Annotated in this window: 14 protein-coding genes; 3 read left to right on the top strand and 11 right to left on the bottom strand. The window is 70.6% G+C overall.

The features are described from left to right. Positions 1-139: 139 nt before the first annotated feature. The 3 genes from ABD844_RS17000 (at position 140) to ABD844_RS17010 (ending at position 3,550) form a co-directional block, all read left to right on the top strand. Positions 140-1,165, top strand: coding sequence for a phosphotransferase family protein (locus ABD844_RS17000; protein ID WP_344877975.1), 1,026 nt, complete (start codon positions 140-142; stop codon positions 1,163-1,165). A 113-nt stretch (positions 1,166-1,278) separates the two neighbouring features. Further along, positions 1,279-2,031, top strand: a complete 753-nt coding sequence (locus ABD844_RS17005) for an SDR family oxidoreductase (protein ID WP_344877977.1) — start codon at positions 1,279-1,281, stop codon at positions 2,029-2,031. A 130-nt stretch (positions 2,032-2,161) separates the two neighbouring features. Next, a complete protein-coding gene (locus tag ABD844_RS17010; protein WP_344877979.1) occupies positions 2,162-3,550 on the top strand; it encodes a GH39 family glycosyl hydrolase in 1,389 nt (462 codons plus the stop codon). Between the two features lie 9 nt (positions 3,551-3,559). Here the strand turns inward: ABD844_RS17010 and ABD844_RS17015 are convergent, their stop codons facing one another. The 11 genes from ABD844_RS17015 to ABD844_RS17065 all read right to left on the bottom strand — a co-directional run bounded on the left by ABD844_RS17015 (position 3,560) and on the right by ABD844_RS17065 (position 17,712). Then, positions 3,560-4,663 carry an acyltransferase family protein gene (locus tag ABD844_RS17015; RefSeq protein ID WP_344877981.1) on the bottom strand — a complete coding sequence of 368 codons (1,104 nt, stop codon included), beginning with the start codon at positions 4,661-4,663 and terminating at the stop codon, positions 3,560-3,562. Continuing rightward, positions 4,656-5,564 carry an alpha/beta hydrolase gene (locus ABD844_RS17020; protein ID WP_344877983.1) on the bottom strand — a complete coding sequence of 303 codons (909 nt, stop codon included), beginning with the start codon at positions 5,562-5,564 and terminating at the stop codon, positions 4,656-4,658. Before ABD844_RS17020 ends, ABD844_RS17015 begins: the two co-directional genes overlap by 8 nt. A 163-nt stretch (positions 5,565-5,727) precedes the next feature. Then, a complete protein-coding gene (locus tag ABD844_RS17025) occupies positions 5,728-8,433 on the bottom strand; it encodes a hypothetical protein (RefSeq protein WP_344877985.1) in 2,706 nt (901 codons plus the stop codon). A gap of 8 nt (positions 8,434-8,441) precedes the next feature. Then, positions 8,442-9,758, bottom strand: coding sequence for a lipopolysaccharide biosynthesis protein (locus ABD844_RS17030; RefSeq protein ID WP_344877986.1), 1,317 nt, complete (start codon positions 9,756-9,758; stop codon positions 8,442-8,444). Further along, positions 9,751-10,554 carry a polysaccharide deacetylase family protein gene (locus ABD844_RS17035; RefSeq protein WP_344877988.1) on the bottom strand — a complete coding sequence of 268 codons (804 nt, stop codon included), beginning with the start codon at positions 10,552-10,554 and terminating at the stop codon, positions 9,751-9,753. The genes ABD844_RS17030 and ABD844_RS17035 overlap by 8 nt, the downstream gene beginning before the upstream one ends. Then, positions 10,551-11,492, bottom strand: coding sequence for a glycosyltransferase family 2 protein (locus tag ABD844_RS17040; protein WP_344877990.1), 942 nt, complete (start codon positions 11,490-11,492; stop codon positions 10,551-10,553). Before ABD844_RS17040 ends, ABD844_RS17035 begins: the two co-directional genes overlap by 4 nt. A 20-nt stretch (positions 11,493-11,512) precedes the next feature. After that, positions 11,513-12,346: a glycosyltransferase family 2 protein gene (locus ABD844_RS17045; RefSeq protein ID WP_344877991.1), complete on the bottom strand. Its 834-nt coding sequence runs from the start codon at positions 12,344-12,346 to the stop codon at positions 11,513-11,515. Positions 12,347-12,497: 151 nt separating this feature from the next. Then, a complete protein-coding gene (locus ABD844_RS17050; RefSeq protein WP_344877992.1) occupies positions 12,498-13,628 on the bottom strand; it encodes a GNAT family N-acetyltransferase in 1,131 nt (376 codons plus the stop codon). After that, positions 13,625-13,996 carry a hypothetical protein gene (locus ABD844_RS17055; protein WP_103963534.1) on the bottom strand — a complete coding sequence of 124 codons (372 nt, stop codon included), beginning with the start codon at positions 13,994-13,996 and terminating at the stop codon, positions 13,625-13,627. The genes ABD844_RS17050 and ABD844_RS17055 overlap by 4 nt, the downstream gene beginning before the upstream one ends. Positions 13,997-14,282: 286 nt before the next feature. Continuing rightward, on the bottom strand, positions 14,283-15,908 hold the full coding sequence (locus tag ABD844_RS17060; RefSeq protein WP_344877995.1) for an RNA polymerase sigma factor: 1,626 nt from the start codon (positions 15,906-15,908) through the stop codon (positions 14,283-14,285). A gap of 121 nt (positions 15,909-16,029) precedes the next feature. Next, on the bottom strand, positions 16,030-17,712 hold the full coding sequence (locus ABD844_RS17065; protein ID WP_344877997.1) for a substrate-binding domain-containing protein: 1,683 nt from the start codon (positions 17,710-17,712) through the stop codon (positions 16,030-16,032). Positions 17,713-18,003: the final 291 nt, after the last annotated feature.

Consider the following 18,003-nt stretch of genomic DNA (forward strand, 5'->3'; position numbering starts at 1 on the left):
GCACGCAGTCGCTGTCCAGCATGCTGCGAGGGGTATTCCCAGGATAAGAGATCTCACCGCATCTGACCCGCCCGGCTTCGGAACGTTACACAACTGCCAGCTAGCGCCCGGCCACCGAGTGACGTTCTAATGTGGGTTCATGACCGTACCTGGCATCGACCACCCCCGCCTGGTCGCGTGGATGGGCAGGAACGTGCCCGACGCCGGCGAGCCCCGGTCCGTCTCGCTGATCTCGGGTGGCAGGTCCAACCTGACCTACCTGGTCGAGGCCGGGGAGCGCCGGCTGGTGCTGCGCCGGCCGCCGCTCGGTCACGTGCTGCCCACCGCCCACGACATGCGCAGGGAGTGGCGGGTCATCTCGGCGCTCGCGCCGACGCGCGTGCCGGTGCCCGAGCCGGTCGCCTTCTGCGGCGACGAGGACGTGATCGGGGCGCCGTTCTACCTCATGGGGTACGTGGCGGGCGCGGCCGTACGGACGAGGGAGCAGCTCGGCGACCCGGCGCCCGAGCGGACCCGGCGGCTGTCCGAACGGCTGGCGGAGGTGCTGGCCGAGATCCACGCCGTCGACTACCGGGAGGTGGGGCTGGCCGACTTCGGGCGGCCCGAGGGGTACCTGGCCAGGCAGCTCGACCGGTGGTGCCAGCAGTGGGAGCGCTCGAAGACGGCCGACCTGCCCGACTACGACCGGCTGGTCCGGCGGCTGCGCGAACGCCTGCCCGCCGAGGCCGCAGGGACGCTGGTGCACGGGGACTACCGGCTCGACAACACGCTGCTGCGGCTCGGTGACCTGGAGATCGCGGCGGTGGTGGACTGGGAGATGTCCACGCTCGGCGACCCGCTGGCCGATCTGGGGCTCACGCTGACGTACTGGCATGATCGCGGTGACGAGGAGCGGGCGCGGATCCCGGTGGCGGGGGACGTGACGGTGGCGCCCGGGTTCATGAGCGCCGCCGAGTTCGCCGGCCACTACACGAAGGTGTCGGGTCGCGAAATTTCCGACCTTGGGTTCTACGTGGCTTTCGGGAACTTCAAGCTCGCGGTCATCGTGGAGGGTATCCACGCCCGCTTTCGGCAGGGTAAGACCGTTGGAGAGGGGTTCGATCGCATCGGCGCGGCCGTGCCGACGCTGATCTCCCGCGCGCACCGCATGCTCGACCAGCACTGACCGCCTCGACCACCCGCCCGACCTGCACCTGCCCGACCGGCATTCGCCAGACCAGCACCCGTTTGACCAGTACTGACCGCCTCGACCGCGGGCCAGGCCCCGCTAGGAGCGCCATGAGCACTGTTGCACTGATCACCGGAGCGGCGAGCGGCATCGGGGCCGCCGTGGCCAGGCGCCTGTCGGCGGGCGGCGTCAAATGCGTTCTCGTCGACCTCGACGGCGAGGGCGCCGAGCGGCTGGCCAAGGAGGTGGACGGCGTCTGGCTGGCCGCCGACGTCAGCGCCGAGGAGTCCTCGCTGGAGGCCGTGGCGCTGGCCGAGCGCCGCTACGGCCGGCTCGACCTGGTCCACCTCAACGCCGGCATCGCCGGCCGGGTCGACCTCGCGAACTTCGACCTCGACCGCTACCGCGAGGTCGTCGGGGTGAACGTGGACGGCGTGGTCTTCGGCGTACGCGCGAGCGTCCCGCTGCTCAAGCGCTCGGGCGGCGGCGCGATCGTGGTGACGGCGTCGCTGGCCGGGCTCGTCGGGTTCGCCGGCGACCCCATCTACACGATGACCAAGCACGCCGTCGTGGGCCTGGTCAGGGCGCTGGCCGAGCCGCTGGCGGCCGACAACATCCGCATCGGCGCGGTCTGCCCGGGGTTCACCGACACGCCGCTCGTGGCCGAGGCGCGGGAGATGTTCGTCAACGCGGGCTTCCCCCTGCTCACCGCCCAGGACGTGGCCGCCGCCGTCGAGACCGCCTTTTACGCCGAGACGCCCGGCACTCTTCTCATCGTCCAGCCGGGACGGCAGCCGGTGCCGTACCGTTATGCCGGAGTGCCCGGTCCAGCGGGCGGTCAGCGGCCGCCACACGCACAATGACGGCAAGTGGCTCGCAAGCCGGACGCCTACCGTCATGAAAGGGCTGGGCTGTCGCCCGGCCCTTGCACGTTGGCGAGCCTTGTAGCTTCGTGATCCCCCATTCACGACTCGCGAGGATGAGGAGCGTTCAGTGATTCCGACCGACGGCCGGCGCTCGCGCCGACGACCGCCCTGGCCGATCGCACTGGGAGCGGGCATCCTCGCGGTCGTGCTGGTGGCGGGCATCATGTTCTACGCCGCGGGCCGCACCAGGGAGCGCGGCGCGTTCCAGGGCAGCGAGCCGGCCACGCCGGTGGCCACCACGCCCGCGCCCGCGCTCGCCGCGCCGCCCACGCTGGATGACTGGCCGCGCTGGGGCGTCACGCACACCCAGTACAGCGCGGACAACGAGTCGTACGGCGTCGTCGACCAGGCCAAGGGCATCCTCGGCCGGGTGCCGATGCTGCAGAACCAGCACATCATGGGGTGGGGCGTGGGCAATCCCGAGCCGAGCCCCGGGCAGTTCAACTTCCGCGATCTCGACCGGCGGCTGACGTTGATGGCGTCGTCGCGGGCGGTGCCGGTGATCACCCTGTGCTGCGCGCCCGACTGGATGAAGGGCGGGCCGGCCGGGCGTACCGACTGGAGCAAGAACCACACCGTCGCGCCCGAGAGGGAGCACTTCGACGACTACGCCAAGCTCGCCGCGCGGGTGGCCAAGCAGTACCCGACGGTCAAGCACTACATGGTGTGGAACGAGTTCAAGGGCTTCTGGGACCCGACCACCAACCGGTGGGACGCGGAGGGCTACACCGAGCTGTACAACAAGGTCTACACGGCGCTGAAGGACGTCAGCGGGGACATCCAGGTCGGCGGGCCGTACATGCCGATGGAGAGCAGCTCCGGCGGAGGGCCGTCGGAGCTGAGCGGGCCCTGGGGGACGGTCGACCAGCGGGCCCTGGACGCCGTGCGCTACTGGATCGAGAACAAGAAGGGTGCCGACTTCATCGTCATCGACGGGGCCTCGATGACGAAGGACAAGGGCAACGTGCCCGACGACTTCGGCGCCCTGGCCAAGTTCGGCGCCGTCACGACGTGGGTGCGCCAGCAGAGCGGCGACCTGCCGGTGTGGTGGGCCGAGTGGTACGTCGAGCCGGAGAACTCCCAGTGGAGCGAGGCGCAGCGGACGGCCGTGCAGGCGGTGGCGCTGATGGAGTTCGCCATGAGCGGGGTGACCACCGCCCTGTACTGGAATCCCCAGGCGAAGGACGAGGGCGAGTGCCCCGGCTGCCTGTGGGCGCCCAAGGCCGGCGGCGAGATGCCGATGGCGGGGCTGCTGAGCGGCTTCAGCAGGTGGTTCCCGTCGGGGGCGCGGGTCCAGGCGGTGCCGTCGTCCGAGCCGAAGGTGCGGGCGCTGGGGCAGGAGCGGCAGATCGTGATGGTCAACACCTCCGACCGTGACGTCACGGCCACCGTGGACGGGCGGCAGGTCTCCCTGCGGCCGTACGAGATCAAGTGGTCGGGCCGTGGCGGCGCCTGACCCGCCCGGTCAGGGGGCGTCCTGACGGGAAGGCCGTGCAGCAGAGCCTGACGGGAAGGCCGTGCAGCAGAGCGCCAGGGCCGCGCCGAACACCGGCAGCCAGGCGAGCCGGGCAAGGACCCACGCGGCCGAGTCGGGTGCGGTGTGCAGGCCGGGCAGGGGACGGTCGGCGAGCAGGCCCAGGGCCGTGACGGCGATCATGGCGGTCTGGTGCCAGAGGAAGATCGTGATCGCGGAGAGGTTGGCCACCGCCACGGCGGCCCACGCGGCCGGCCGCCGCAGTGCCCGGCGCAGCGGATCGAGCAGCAGCCGGGAAGCACCGCACTGGGCCAGGCCGAAGGTGACGGCGGCGAGTGTGGGCGGGTCGAGGTTGGAGACCGCGGCCCCCGGCACGCCCACCATGGCCGCCGGGTAACCGGCCCACAGGACGAGCCCCGCGGTGACCGCGGCGCCGCCCAGCAGCAACGCCCACCCGGTACGCCTGCCGGGCAGCCCGCGGGCCCAGGAAAGACCCACACAGTACGGCACCAGCCACCCGGCCACGACGTTCACCCAGCCGAGCCAGGCGGGGCCGCCCAGGCCGTACCGGACGAGGTCGACGAGCGCCACGATCGCCACCGGCCACGCCGGGGCCAGCCGGGCGGCCAGCGGGGTCGCCGCCGTCAGCACGGCGAGGACCGCCAGGAACCACAGAGGCGACCACACGAGCTTGGCCAGCGTGCGCACGGTGTCCAGGCCGACCCCTGAGGCGAGCGTCGCGCCCGCGACCACCGCCCACACGAGGACGACGGTGACCACCGGCCGGGACAGCCGAGCCATCCGCCCCCGCAACCACACCCCATACGGCTCGCGCGCGGACCGGCCACGGCCTGCCACTATCCCTCCCACCAGGAAGAACACCGCCAGTGTCTGGAACAGCCACGACACCGGGGCGAGCTGCGGGAACGCCCGCAGCGGGCTGGCGCCGTGAACCGTGCCGCTGTCGGCCACCAGCGCCGTCACCAGCCAGTGGCCGAGCACCACGCCGAGGATGGCCAGCGCGCGCAGCCCGTCGATCCCCCGGTCCCTGGTGCCGGGCGTGGCCGACTCGATGCGCTCGACGAGGTCACGCACGGCCGGCCACGATCCCGGCGACGATCCCGGCGACGGCGTGCAGCGATGGGGAGCCCGGCCGCAGGTAGTCGCTGTGACGGCCGCCGCCCGCCGGGAAGACCCGGGTCCCCGCCCCGGGCGACATCGGGTCGAGGCCGAGCCCCAGCGTGCCGAAGGGCAGGCTGAACTGCGCGTGGGGCACGGCGGCGATCCAGTCGCCGGTGGCGCGGGCGGCCCAGACGGGGGTGGACGTACGCAGGGGAGCGGTGGTGCCGGTGCCGGGTGCGCCGTACAGGACGATGTTCGCCACGCCGCCCAGCCCGGGGGCGGCCCGGCCGCACACGACGGCCCCGTACGAGTGGCACAGGAGGGACACCCGGGCTGGGCCCAGTTCCCGTACGAGCGCTTGGAGGGCGGGGGCGGCCTCGTCGGCTCGGTCCGTGGTGAGCAGGGCGGTGCTGAGCGTGCCGGGCGTCCGGTAGCCCAGCCAGGCGATCACCGCGGCCCGGCCGCCCAACTCCCGCTGGAGGGCCAGCGCATCGGCGCGGAGCCGGCCGTACCTGTCGAGGCTGGTGTCCGTGCCGGGCACGAGTACGGCGACGCGCCCGGCGGCGGTCAGGTCGCCGAACACCTCCGCGCTCCGGCCCTCGTCGCGCCCGTCGAAGAACAGGAACCGGCGCGCGGGGTTCGCCATCGCGCGCAGCGCCTCCGAGCGGCGCGTGTGGCCGTGTTCGGCGGCTGTGCGCTCGGCGGCCAGGAGGTTCTGCCGGGCGACGGCGTACCGGGCCTCCGGCGGCCCGGCGGGCGGCCGGACCGGTACGGGGGCGGGCACCTCCGAGCCGGCCAGCGGCGCGGCCACGGAGGTGGCCAGGGCGGCGACCGCGGTCGCGGACAGCAGGGGGCGGAGCAGGCGGGAGAGCATGCGCAGAACGTACGAATCACCCCCTGTCGTCCGCGTCCCACCGGGGAGTGGATCTGCGGCCTACCCCTGGAGTACTACGGGGTCTCCCCGAGCGGGCGCGCTCGGCCGCTCGGGGACGTCCGCCCGGCCCACGCCAGACAAGTTGGACGGCGTTTCTGGGGATTCAGCTATTTTGCGCGATGTAGATGAATCGCTCGATGATCACCGCCAGGGCCACCGCGAACGCCGGTATCGCCAGGAACAGCAGGCGTCTGCGGGCCCGCGGGGCCCGGTTCGGGCCGTTCAGGCGGATGATCTCGTACCCGAAGAACGCGGCCCACGTCACCCCCAGCGCCCCGATGCCCACCGGCGTCCAGGGGGAGGTGGGGTCGCCGCGGCCCTTGTAGGGGTTCGGTTCGGGGATCTCGGTGCCCCTGACGAACTTCTTCCAGGTGTAGAGCGCCGCGTCCTCGTTGGAGAACACCCGCTTGAGGTCGGGCGACTTGTCGAGCGCCGCGCGGAAGCGCTCGCCCCAGTCCGCCGGGAAGCCCTCGTTCAGCTCCAGGTAGCTCACCTGGCCGCGGCTCACCAGAAGGTATGAGTTCCGTGGCTGCGCCTTGAGCTTCTGGACGGCCTCCGCGATTTGCGTCGGGTCCTTGAACACCCGCGCCTGCGTGCCGAAGCTCACCCGCTCGACGTCGCGCTCGCCCCACGGCAGCGTCGGGGTGACCTCGGGGCCCTCCTTGGGTACCAGGTAGAGCACCCGTGCGCTCGGCTCGTCGTGGTCGTAGACGTAGTGCAGGGCGGCCACCTCGCCGCTGGTGACCCGCTCGAACTTCTCGTTGCCGTACCTGGCCAGCAGGAACGCCATCGCGAACAGGACCGCGAAGCACGCGGCGAGCACCAGCGAGACCTTCTTCGTCACTTCGGGGTTGAAGCGCACTTTCCGCCCGCGCAGCGGCACGGTCTCCTCACGCACGTCCTCGCTGTCGGCCGGCAGGTTGGGGAAGAACGCGTACGCGGCCAGCAGGCAGGCCCCGGGCAGCGCGAACATGTAGATCCGCAGCCCGATCTCGCCGCCGTAGCTCTGCAGCGCCAGCGCCAGCACCGGCACGCACAGCAGGATCAGCGCCGAGCGGTCGAAGACGCCGCGCCGCAGCCGCCGGAACAGCCCGGTCGCCGCGCAGCACAGGATCACCGCGAGGATGCCCAGCCGGGACTGCAGCACCAGCGCGTGCGCGGGGTCGGCGCCCTCGATGCGGTCGCCGGTGTTGGTGCGGAGGTTCTGCAGGATGTTGCCCAGGCTGCCGAAGATCGTGTCGATCTGGCTGGCCCAGAAGCCCACCGTCATGTAGCTGATCCAGGCCAGCACCACCATCCCGAGGAAGAACGGCAGCGCCCAGGTCAGCGTGGTCCGCTTGAAGATCAGGAACGCCGTCACCACGCCGAGCATCATGAACGGCGTGATCTGGTGCGAGGCCACCGACGCCACGAACAGCGCCACCAGCAGGACCAGCATGAGCAGCTTGTCGGCTCGGAACGTGCCGGTGTTGGCCAGCTCGCCCGGCGTCATCGCGTCCAGCCTGCCGATCAGCCTGCGCAGGCCCTTGGCCGGGATCGGCTTCGTCCGCGGCTCCACCCGTCCGAACCAGCGCAGCAGGATCGCCACGAACGCCAGATAGAGGGCGAAGGTGAAGCCCTGGGGCGAGAAGTAGTCCTGCCCGATCCACTGCACCAGCACGAACAGCAGCGCCGCGAACCACCGCGCCCGCGTGGTCGCCACGACCTGACGCAGGATCAGCACGAACGGGAGCAGGTAGAGCAGGTTGGACAGCAGCGGCGTCCACTGCAGGATCGTCGTCAGGTCGGTGATGCCCGCGGCCCTCGTCACGAACGCGAACAACGCGAAGAAGCCCGGCCAGCCCATGCGGGCGTCGATGTTGATCGCGCTCTCGCCGGTCCTGCCGATGAACTCCACGAACCCGGCGTGGATGTACGCGGTCGGGAAGCGCGGCTCGTCGGCCACCAGCGCGCCCGCGCCGTGCAGGGCGAAGGTGATGGCGGCGATCTGGAACAGCAGCAGGAACTTGCGGTCGGTGCTCTGCGTGACCGTGATGAAGAACGACACGATCATGATCAGGATGGCGGCGAACGCGGTGGCGGGCAGCGCCGAGATCAGCCCGAGGCCGTCCACGTCGGCCGGGTCCACGCCGCGCAGCGGCCCGGGGGGCACCTTGAGGGCCAGGACGTACATGACCAGGCCCTCGACGACCAGGAGCACGGGGAGCCACCGGGGCGCGCTCGCGACGAGCGCACCCAGCCGCGCCCGCACCCCGCCCCGAGGCTCGGCCCCAGGCCCTTGCTGAAGGTCCTGTGATGGCTCCGGCACGCCCTCCGACGGCGCCGCTGTCTCATGCGCGGGCGTCGGGCTCGGGGGCGCCGGGTCTGCGGTGGGGCCTGTGATGGGCGCTGCGGTGGGGGCGCCGGCCGGGGCGGGCCGCACGAGGCTCGCGAGGCTCTGCGCCTTGGGCCCCGGCTTGGCGAGGGTCGCGGCGGGCTTCGTGTCAGCGGTGTCGGGGTGGGACTCGGGGCGGGCGTCAGGGTGGGCCGCCGAGGGCGGGGCCACGGTGGGCTGCTGGGGACGCAGGGCGGGGTTCGTGGCGGCGGTGTCCGGATAGTCGTCCTCGTCGGGCGATCCGGCCCCTTCGTCCGCGTCCGCGTCCTCGTCCGCGTCCTCACTTGAAGGCGAGGTCGCGGGCTCGAACGTCAGCTTCGGGATGACCCCCGTGGCGTCCGGGTCGAAGGGCGTATCGGACTCCTCCTCGTCCGCACGCACGTCCGAGGAATCGGTGGTGCCCTGTGTCATGCCATCGCCGTCCCGTTGGCTCACGTTGACCATCATGAAGCCCCGGCCGGCCCCTGGATGACAGCCGACTGAGGGGTTTCGTGGAAGTTGAGAATTCTGCGGAGGTTTCCGAGGATCAAAAGTGCGACGAGCATCTCGCTGAAGAGCAGTCCGTACCCCACCGCGTTCACCCCGAGGGCGGGAAAGAGCGCCATGGTCGACACCAGGACGAGCACCGCCAGCCCGATCTGGACGACCGCCAGCGCCCGCGCCCTGCTCTGCGCCCGCAACGCGCTCAGATAGACCTCGATCAGCACCCGCGGCAGCACCGCCAGCGCCATCAGCCGCAGCAGCAGCGTGCCCTCCTCGGCGAACTGGGCGCCGAAGATTCGCAGGATCAGCGGTGCCCCGAGGATCGCCACCGTGATGATCGGGACGACGATGACGAACGCCCGCCGCAGCGCGTGCCTGCAGTTCTCGGCCAGCCTGGCACGGTCGAAGGAGCCCTCGACGGTCAGCGACACCGCCATGTTCATCGCCAGCAGCTCGATCATGCTGGCCAGCGTGTGCGCCATCGAGAAGCGTCCGAACGTGGCCTCGCCCACCTGCGTGGCGATCACCACGGGCACCAGGTAGACGATCGCCAGGATCGACAGCGTCCCGGGGAAGTCGCCGGCCAGGAACCTGCCGATCTCGCGCACCCTGGGCGGCTCCTGGGCGGGGTCGGCCTGCCTGACGTGCCGGGGCACGACGAAGCCGAAGATCAGCCAGTTGACCGGGATCAGCGCCAGCGCGGTCGGGATCACCCACGAGACGAAGATCCCGCCCGCGGGCAGCGCCCCCGCCAGCGCCACCAGCAGGCCCATCTTGACCAGGCCGAAGACGAGGTTGTTCAGCGGCACGAACGTGGCCTGGCGCAGCCCGGTCAGCACGACGTCCTGGAGCGTGAACACGGCCCACACCACCACGGACGCCAGGAAGAACAGCCCCGGCCCGAACCCGGCCAGCACCGAGTACGTCTGCCCCCACATCGGCAGCGTCAGCAGGAAGCCGAGCGCGGCGACCCCGCCCGTGGCGGCGGCCAGGCCGTAGCCGCGCAGGATGACGTCGGGGGTGCGGTGGCCCGCCACCGGCAGGAAGCGGGCCAGGGCGCCCACGAACGCCAGCGCGGTCAGCGACGCGAACAGCCGCATCGCCGTGATCACCGCCTGCCCGCGGCCGAACTCCTCCTCGGTGTAGAAGTGGGCGGCCAGCAGCCAGTAGCCCATGCCGAGCACGCCGGTGACGACGGTGTTCGTCATGAGCGCGTAACCCTGGCGGAAAAGCGGGTTACTCAGGTCGGTACGGACCTTCGCCCAGACGCTAGACATTGCCGCGCACCCGCCGCAGCCCGTACCTCGTCCTGCGCACGACCGCGTACCCCTTGGTGAGGATGCGTTCGCGCAGGTAGATGAGAGGTACGGCGGTGCCTTCGACGGCGCGCTTGAACATGTTGATGGTCGTGCCCCTGCCGACCGTCAGCCGGGGGATGGCGAGCAGGTCGTGACGGTCGGCGGCGATCGTGTTGCTCACGGCGCAGGCGGCGAAGTATCCGGCCTTGCGCACTTCGCGGCGCACACGGGCGCTGGAGTACCCGTAGGGGTAGGCCATGGTGGCGACCGGGGAGCCGATCTTCTCCTCCAGCAGGCCCTTGTTCCTGCGCAGCTCCTGCCGGAGGTCCTCGATGCTGAGCTGGTCGAGCTGGGGATGGCTGTGGCTGTGGCCGCCGATCTCGATGCCGGTACGGGCGGCCTCGCGGGCCTGGCCCCACGACAACATCTCGTCGAGCGGCCGGCCCGCGGCGTCCTTGCCCGCGTCGGACACCCAGCCGCTGGTCAGGAAGACCGTGGCGGGGAAGTCGTAGCGTTCGAGCAGCGGCAGCGCCTGGCTGTGGAAGTCGGCGTACCCGTCGTCGAACGTCACCACGACCGGCTTGTCGGGCATGGAATGGCCGTAGTTGTGGTTGAGCGAGGCCACCAGGGCACCGAGCGTGAGCGGGGTGAACCCGCTCTCCGACAGGTACGCGAGCTGCTCGGCCAGGTCGGACGGCCGCACGGAGTGGGGCCTGGTGTCGTCGTTGGGCCGGTCGGTGACCGAGTGGTACATCAGGATCGGTACGCGGATCATGACCGGGCCACCTTCAACCGTACGGAACCGACGACGTAACCCCAGCTCGTCCAGGTCAGCCCGACGACGATGGCGGCGGCCCGGCCGAGCCCGCCCAGGTCGCCCCGCAGGGCCTCGCCGACCCCGCGGAGCGCGCCGAGCGGCAGCGTCTTCAGCGCGTGCGCCCGCTCGCTGGACAGCCCGTCCTGGGTGCCGACCTCCTGCGTCACCAGGGCCTTCGACAGCCCTTCCGCATAGCATCTCGACCTGAAGTAGGCGAACCGCTCGCGCTGCCCGGACACCTTGTGCCCGATCACCGCGCGCGGTTCGAACAGCATGACCGAGCCCGGCCTGCGCTGGCTCAGCCTGATGCAGAACTCGGTCTCCTCGCACCCCAGCGGGCGCGACCGACGTCCTTGCACGCTGCGTCCGATGCCGCTGTGGAAACCGCCCACCTCGGACACGACGTCGCGCAGGAAGGCGGCGTTGCCGCCCATGACGTTGCGGATCGGCGACCTGACCGCGGGCATGCCGCGGTAGGAGCAGCCGACCGTCCAGTCGAACTCGTACGGGAACCACCGCGGCCGGCCGCCCGACGCCCACAGGGGGTCGGTACGGCCCCCCACGCCCACCACGCCGGATTCCTGGAAGCCCTCCTCCAAAGCCTCCAGCCATCCGGGCTCGGCCACGGCGTCGTCGTCGAGGAACGCGACGATCTCGCCGTCGGCCGTGGCCACGCCGGTGTTCTTGCCGCCGGACAGCCCCTGCTCGTGCGTGTTCTCCACCACGATGGCCCGCGGGTACTCGCGCTTGAGCTTGAGGTGCAGGCCGGGGTTGTGGTCGACCACCAGGATCAGCTCGTGTGCCGGGCGGGTCTGGTTCTCGACCGACGCGACTGCCTGCCTGATGTCCTCCCACCGCTCTTCGGTGTAGACGCAGATGACGACAGACGTGTTCACAACGATCCCTCTTGTGCGAGTTATGCGACGCCTCGGTCAGCGGCTGGGGTGGCGGTGGGCTCGGGCTGCGGCGGAGCGGGCCGGCGACGCCACTCCTTCAGGATGGTCCTGAGCACGCGCAGGCCGTCGCGTACGACGTGCAGGTTGCTCTCGCCGTGGATGCGGTTGCGCTCGTGGCTCGGCACCTCGTGCACCTTCAGCCCCGCTCTGGCGGCGCGTACGTTCATCAGCGTCTCCACCTCGAAGCCGTCGCAGTCGAGGGCGAGCGCGTCGAGGTGGCGGGCCCAGAAGGCGTTGTAGCCGTAACACAGGTCGGTGTACTGGGTGCGGTACATGACGTTGACGATCCCGGTGAGGATCCTGTTGCCCAGACGCCGGTTGAGCGTCAGGTCGTCGCTGCGGCCACCGGCGGCGTAGCGCGAGCCCTTGACGAAGTCGGCCCCCGTCACCAGCGCGCCCACGAAGTTGATGATCTCGCGGCCGTCGGTGGAGCCGTCGGCGTCGATCATCACGATGATGTCGCTGGTGCACGCGGCGAATCCGGCGGCCAGGGCGTCGCCCTTCCCCTTGCCCGTCTGCGTCACCACCTTGAGGTTGGGCCGCAGCCTCCTGGCGACGGCCACCGTGTCGTCGACGGAGTTGCCGTCGACGAGCACGATCTCGTCGATCCACTGCGGGATGGTGGCGAAGACGTGCGGCAGGTTCTCCGCCTCGTTCATCGCCGGCACGACCACGCTGACCGTCGGGGAGATGGCCAGGTGCGGGGTGATCGGGGTGAAGTGCGACGGCGGCGGCATCGGCCGTAGGGGTGAGGGGTGAACCTTGCCGTTGTGCTGGGTTGTGTCGGGACTCATGGCCAGCGAGATCCTTCCGGGACCCAGCTCCGCGCGCCGGGCGACACCACCCCCGGGTGCTGTGGGAATGGCGAAACAGGCGAACCAAGCATTGAAGGGTCCTGTGGAGTGTGAGGGTGTTGATGCTGTGCGGGGTGTTGCCCGAGAGCGTCTAACGTGCTCCCGTTGGTTCCTGACTTACCGCATTGGGTGGCTCTTGCTGCTGCATCGAGGTGCGCACCCGACCGAAGCCCTTGAGCACACGGTCAGCCGCTCTATAGAGAGACGGCCGATCCATGACAATTGTTCGGGCCTTGTTGAAAGGAGTTCGGCCCATCCAGTGAACCGCCGCCGCCGCGGACGGACGCGAGATGCGGCCTTCGGCGACGTACAGGACCCCGCTCTTGAGCCAGTCTTTGTACTCTTTGCCGCCTTTGCCCATATCCACCATGTGCAGCCCCGCGTTCGCGGCGGCCTCGGCCATCTGGAGATGGTGCACGATACCCGGCGAATAGCGGCCGAACTCGGTGTCATAAGCGGGGAACCACCCTACAAGCGTCGTCGCCGTACGGAGGCCAAAATGCCCCGCGATCGGTACGTCACCGGCATAAAGCATGGTCAGGACACCCGCGAAGTCCGATGAGTTTTCGGCATGCATCATGTCCGTCAATTCCACGATCCACGGCTGCGCGAATCTGTCCACACGGCCAGTTCTCCGATACTGATCGGACTTCCAGGCCAGCAGCACGCGGAGCACCTCGGGATCGGCCGAGGCCCACTCGAAACGTAGCCCGCCCTGCTCGCGCCCGAGCTTGCGCTCCTTGTAGCGGACGGTCTTGAGGTTCTTCGGCGAGTTGGCCTTGATCTGTTCGAGCCAGGCGCCGAAGCCCGCCGTGAAGTCCATGACCGGCGCCGGCCGGACGTCGCTCTCGTACGGGGCGAACGTCGGCTGCCCCGCGACCAGGTGATCGAAGTCGAACACGCTGAGCCGGCAGGCCCGCAGCAGCGCCTTCGCGTCGAGCCGCAGCTCGGGGGAGGCGATCAGGCCGTGGCACGTGGTGAGGAAGCCGCCGAGCGGCTTGCCGATGCCGAAGCTGTGCCGCTCGTAGGGGAAGAATCCCGCGATGCCGCTCGCGTCGGAGATGACCGCCACCCTCACGTAATCGCGCAAGCGGTCCATCGCCACGGCGAATTCCACCGACAGGAACGGGTTGTCCAGACCCGGGTCGGCCCGCTGCAGCTCCCGCCATCGGGCCCGCTCGGCGTCTCCCAGCTCTCCCGGCCGGGCCACCTGGATGTTCACCTTGCCCTGGCCCCCTGTTCGGTCTGCATGCTCTTCCCCCGATACAAGACCCGGAGCACGTACATGAACCCTCCGAGCACGGCGACCGTCGCCACGCCGGCCCGGGGCGACCACGCGTTGAAGAGCAGCATGGCCTCGGCGAGGAGCACGTTGAGTACGAGGCTCGCCGCGGCTCCCACCGACAGCGCGGCGAGGGGGTCACGATCACGCAACAGTCCCACCACCGCCGCCCCAGGAACGACCAGAAGAAACAGAGAGATCAAAAACGGGCGCAGCGGAGTTTCGATATCGAACAGCGCGACGACCGCCCCCGCTATGCAGGCGAGCCCGACCAGCCAGGCCAGCGCTCTGCGGTGCTGCTTGAGCATTCCTGCCTCTCCCGCTCCTCGCTGGTTCACAGCGCGATCGACCGCAATTCATGGGACCAATCGGAGCCCGGACACGTCAATGCCGACGCTTGACGGAGCGCCCCGGTTTACCGGCAGACGGAAAAATTCTCGTGCGACCTTCGATGAACGGTCAAGTGATCGCCGTTTCTGACGCGGTCTCCAGCATCTCAGAATGCCCTATGGGGCCAGAGTTTTTCGAGTCGGAGTCCGATTTATACCCGCTTGTCGGCCAATTCTGCTGATCTACTGTGAGTTGACCTTGGATTCAGCTCAGCGGGTCGGTTTCCGTCCCGTGCGCGGACGACGTGGCCACCCCGGAAGTGGGCGTCGCGGCCGGCTCCTCGGTGGGCCGCGGCTCCTCGGTCGGGTTCCCGGACGGGCTCTCGGCGTGCCAGGTCAGCGAGCAGGACGCGGTGCCGCCGTTCGAGGTGAACGAGACCCGGCCGCTGCCTGAGCCGCTCGGGTCGACGACCGTCACCCAGACGAACGACGAGGCGCCGGCCTTGACGGAGCCGCTCGCCGGATAGACGTCGAGCCCCTGCGAGGCCGTCGCCACCCAGGAGACCGCCGCGTTGCGGGCACGCAGCCCGATCTTCCCCAGGCCGTCGACCGACTGCGGGCACGAGACGCTGAACCGGGCGCCGGGCGCGGCGCTGCTGCGGGTGGGCTTGGGGGCGGTGCTCCGTCCGGTGGCGGGGCGGGTCCGCGGGCGCGAGGCGCGAGGGCGCGCGCTCGGCGTGGTCGTGGCCGACGGCGTACGGCTCGGGCTCGGGGACGTGGTCGGCTCGTCGGTCTCGCCCGTCTCGTCGACCGCGTCGGTCTCGTCCTCCTCGGTCACCGGCTCCGGCGCGGCGCTCTCCTCCTCGGCCGGCGGCGTCGGGGAGGCGACCGGCCGCAGCGTCGTGGTGTTGGAGGCGTCCCGTCCGTTGAACACGACCATCGCGCCCGTCGCGGTCAGCAGGCACGCGACGGCCAGCACCAACGGCGTCAGCCGGCGCGGACGGCGACGGCGCGAGCGGCGCTCGACCGCCACCGGGAACCCGCTCCGGTCGAAGCTGTCGCCGCGATCGGTGATCAGCACGCGGGTCTGGTCCAGCTCGGGGTTGACGCACGTGTCGATCACCCGGCGGCGCAGCGAGATCCCCGGGTACGCCACCGCCACCAGGTCCAGCAGCCGCCCGGCCGAGACCTGCCGGTGCCGCCCCTCGGTGCACACCTCGCACCCGCTGATGTGCCCCGACAACCGCCGCCGCAGCAACGGGGTGAGCGGACCCTCCCAGGAGTCGACCATCGCCGACAGGTCGGGGCAGTGCGCCCGGCCGGTCCTGGCCAGCACCACCGCCGCGGCGGCGTTCTCCAGGTGGTCGCGGGCCCGGCCGAGCCTGGCCGCCGCCTGCCGGGAGGTCAGCCCGAGCACCGCGCCGACCTCGGCGGGGGTCAGGCGGTGGCGCAGCGACAGCTCCAACACCTCCCGCTCGCCCTTGCTCAGCTCGCCCAGCGTCTCGTGGACGAGGTCGGCCAGCTCGGGGTCGTCGTACGTGTCGAGGTCGGGCAGCGGCAGGCCGCCCGCGGGGGTGCCGGAGCGGCGGGACAGGCGGGCGCGTACCTGGAACCTGGTCAGCGCGTACAGCCAGGGGCGCAGCCGGAGCGGCTCCTTGAGCCTGTCCACGCAGCCCTGGGCGGTGACCAGCGCGTCGTGCACGGAGTCGGCGGCCACGTCCCCGTTGTCGTCCCCGCCGCCCGGCAGGCAGGCCGCCAGGGAGAAGGCGTAGTCGTGCAGCCGCTCGCCGTAGGAGTCGTAGAGCTTGGCGGGAGCATCGGTGTCCGCCCGACGCAGAGCCTCGACCAGCTCCTGATCGTCGGCGCGATCGATGGTCGGCCATCCAGGCACGGATTTCCCTCCCCGCAGGTGGAACGGGCACTCAAGCCCCACGCGGAGAGGACGCGGCCTCGATTGACCAGGTTCGCCCGTCATGCCCAATAGGCATGGCGCCCGGCGTGTCCGCCGGCGGTCACCCGTCGCAGTCGGGCATGCAGAGGCGGCGTTCCATGCCCTGGAGGAAGAAGTCGCGGACCTGGAGGATGTTCTCGGCGATGTACGCCTCGCCGCCCGTGGCCTTGGCCAGGGCCTGCATCCGCTGCCTGCCCTTCTCCGCGTCCGGCCCGAACGCGATGAGCAGGATGCTGACCGGCCGCTTCGGGTCGTAGGTCTCCTTCAGGAACCGCAGCAGCTCGGCGTTCCCGACGCCGCCGTCCGGGTCGTCGTTGCCCGCGCCGTCGGTCAGGATCAGCAGGGTGTTGACCTTGTCCTGCTTGAAGTCCTCGGTGAGCTGGGTGTAGGCCGCCTTGACCGTGTCGTTCAGCCCGGTGTCGCCGGTGGCCTTGGCCTGGATCTGGGTGAAGGTCTTGACCAGCAGTTCCTTGCGCAGAGTCCCGTCGGTCGACTCGGTGAGCGGGCCGAGGGAGACGAGCTCCTTCCAGTCCTTGCCCTGTCCGTCCAGATGCGTGGAGAACGTCCACAGGCCCATCTCGGAGCCGGCCGGGAAGAGTTCGAGACCTTCGGTGGCGATCTTGTTGATGGCCTGCATGCGGGTCATGCCCGTGCCGGGCACCGGCAGCGCCATCGTGCCTGAGACGTCGAGCAGGGTGAGCAGGCGGGTGCCCAGGTTCAGCCTGGTCCAGGTCTGCACCATGCGCGTCACGGTCGCGCCGTCCGGCGGGTCCAGCGCCGCGGGAGTCTCGGCGGTGAAGCCCTTCTCCTCCGACAGCGCGTCGCCCGCCAGGCCGTCCGTGCCGCGGAACCCGGCGTCCCGCAGGATCCTCTTGGCCGACTCGGAGGTGAGGTCCTGCTTGAAGTCCGTCGCCGCCTTCAGCACCTCGGGGTCCTTGGTCAGGATCGTCACCGGGTAGTCGAGGCTGAGCGTGCCCTCCTTGGGGTAGAGGGCGACGACCGGCGCCTCCGGCTTCCTGGTGTTGTGCGCGTAGATGGCCTGCTCGGAGGTGACGCCCACGGGCATCTTGGTGCCCGACTTGACGGTGAGGCTGGCCAACAGCGCCGCCGAGTCGGGCGCGAGCTGGCCCGACAGCTCCTTGAGCGCGCCGACCAGCGCCTTGTCCTCGCCCGACTCCTTGGCCGTGCCGGCCGCGGCCAGCAGCGCCGCCAGGCCGGCGGAGTTCTTCTGCGGGTCGAGGGCGAGGACGCGTACCTTCTTGCCCGGGCCGTCCACGTTGGCCACGTTCGCGGCCGAGATCATGGCCTCCCAGCTCGGCTGCAGCGCCCCGGACAGCTTCGACGCCGACGCCTTGGCCGCCGCCAGCACGACGGGGGAGGTCGCGATCGAGCCCTCCACCTGCGGCAGCGCCGCGCCCGACGGGTTGTCGCGCATGCTCTCCATGAGCAGGCTGGAGTCGGCCACCCAGAAGTCGGCGGCCGCCTTGCCGGCCGCCAGCGCGTTCGCGGTCCTGGCCGCGCTCTCCCCGGCCACCGTCACCTCGACGCACTTGCCGTCGATCGGGTGCATGGCCTTGTTGTAGTTGCCGGCGATCTTGTTGAGGGCGGGCTGGATGTCGGGGGTGGCGACGACGCGCAGGGGGAGCTTCCCGCCGGAGCAGTCGTGGTCGCGGTTGAAGATCACGAATGCGGCGACACCGAGGAGCACGGCCAGCGCGACGGCCCCGGCCAGCGGTACGAGCACCCGGCCGCGGCTGTTCCTGGACCGCCTGCGTGCCGGGGGTTCGCCGGCTCTGTACGCGCCGTCGAGATCGTCTGTGCGGTGTCGCCCCACGATGTCCTCTTGGTGTCCTCTTGAGTGTTGTCCTCTTGGTGTCCTCAGGACCTTCCGGAGACCCTAGCGGGAGAAGCTCCGCGATACTCCGGGAACGATACTCGGTGGGGTCTGTGTGGCAAAACACCTCTTTTGGTGCAACAACTACGCTGTGTCACGGCCATTTGCGGCATGCGTGACCGGCGTTCCGCCTGTCAACGG

The sequence above is a fragment of the Nonomuraea antimicrobica genome, from assembly GCF_039536965.1.
GTDB lineage: Bacteria > Actinomycetota > Actinomycetes > Streptosporangiales > Streptosporangiaceae > Nonomuraea > Nonomuraea antimicrobica.

Coding starts and splice junctions, on each gene's coding strand:
- ABD844_RS17055 (WP_103963534.1), bottom strand. CDS start 13,996: ATGCTCAAGCAGCACCGCAGAGCGCTGGCCTGGCTGGTCGGGCTCGCC.
- ABD844_RS17005 (WP_344877977.1), top strand. CDS start 1,279: ATGAGCACTGTTGCACTGATCACCGGAGCGGCGAGCGGCATCGGGGCC.
- ABD844_RS17030 (WP_344877986.1), bottom strand. CDS start 9,758: ATGTCTAGCGTCTGGGCGAAGGTCCGTACCGACCTGAGTAACCCGCTT.
- ABD844_RS17035 (WP_344877988.1), bottom strand. CDS start 10,554: ATGATCCGCGTACCGATCCTGATGTACCACTCGGTCACCGACCGGCCC.
- ABD844_RS17020 (WP_344877983.1), bottom strand. CDS start 5,564: ATGCTCTCCCGCCTGCTCCGCCCCCTGCTGTCCGCGACCGCGGTCGCC.
- ABD844_RS17000 (WP_344877975.1), top strand. CDS start 140: ATGACCGTACCTGGCATCGACCACCCCCGCCTGGTCGCGTGGATGGGC.
- ABD844_RS17045 (WP_344877991.1), bottom strand. CDS start 12,346: ATGAGTCCCGACACAACCCAGCACAACGGCAAGGTTCACCCCTCACCC.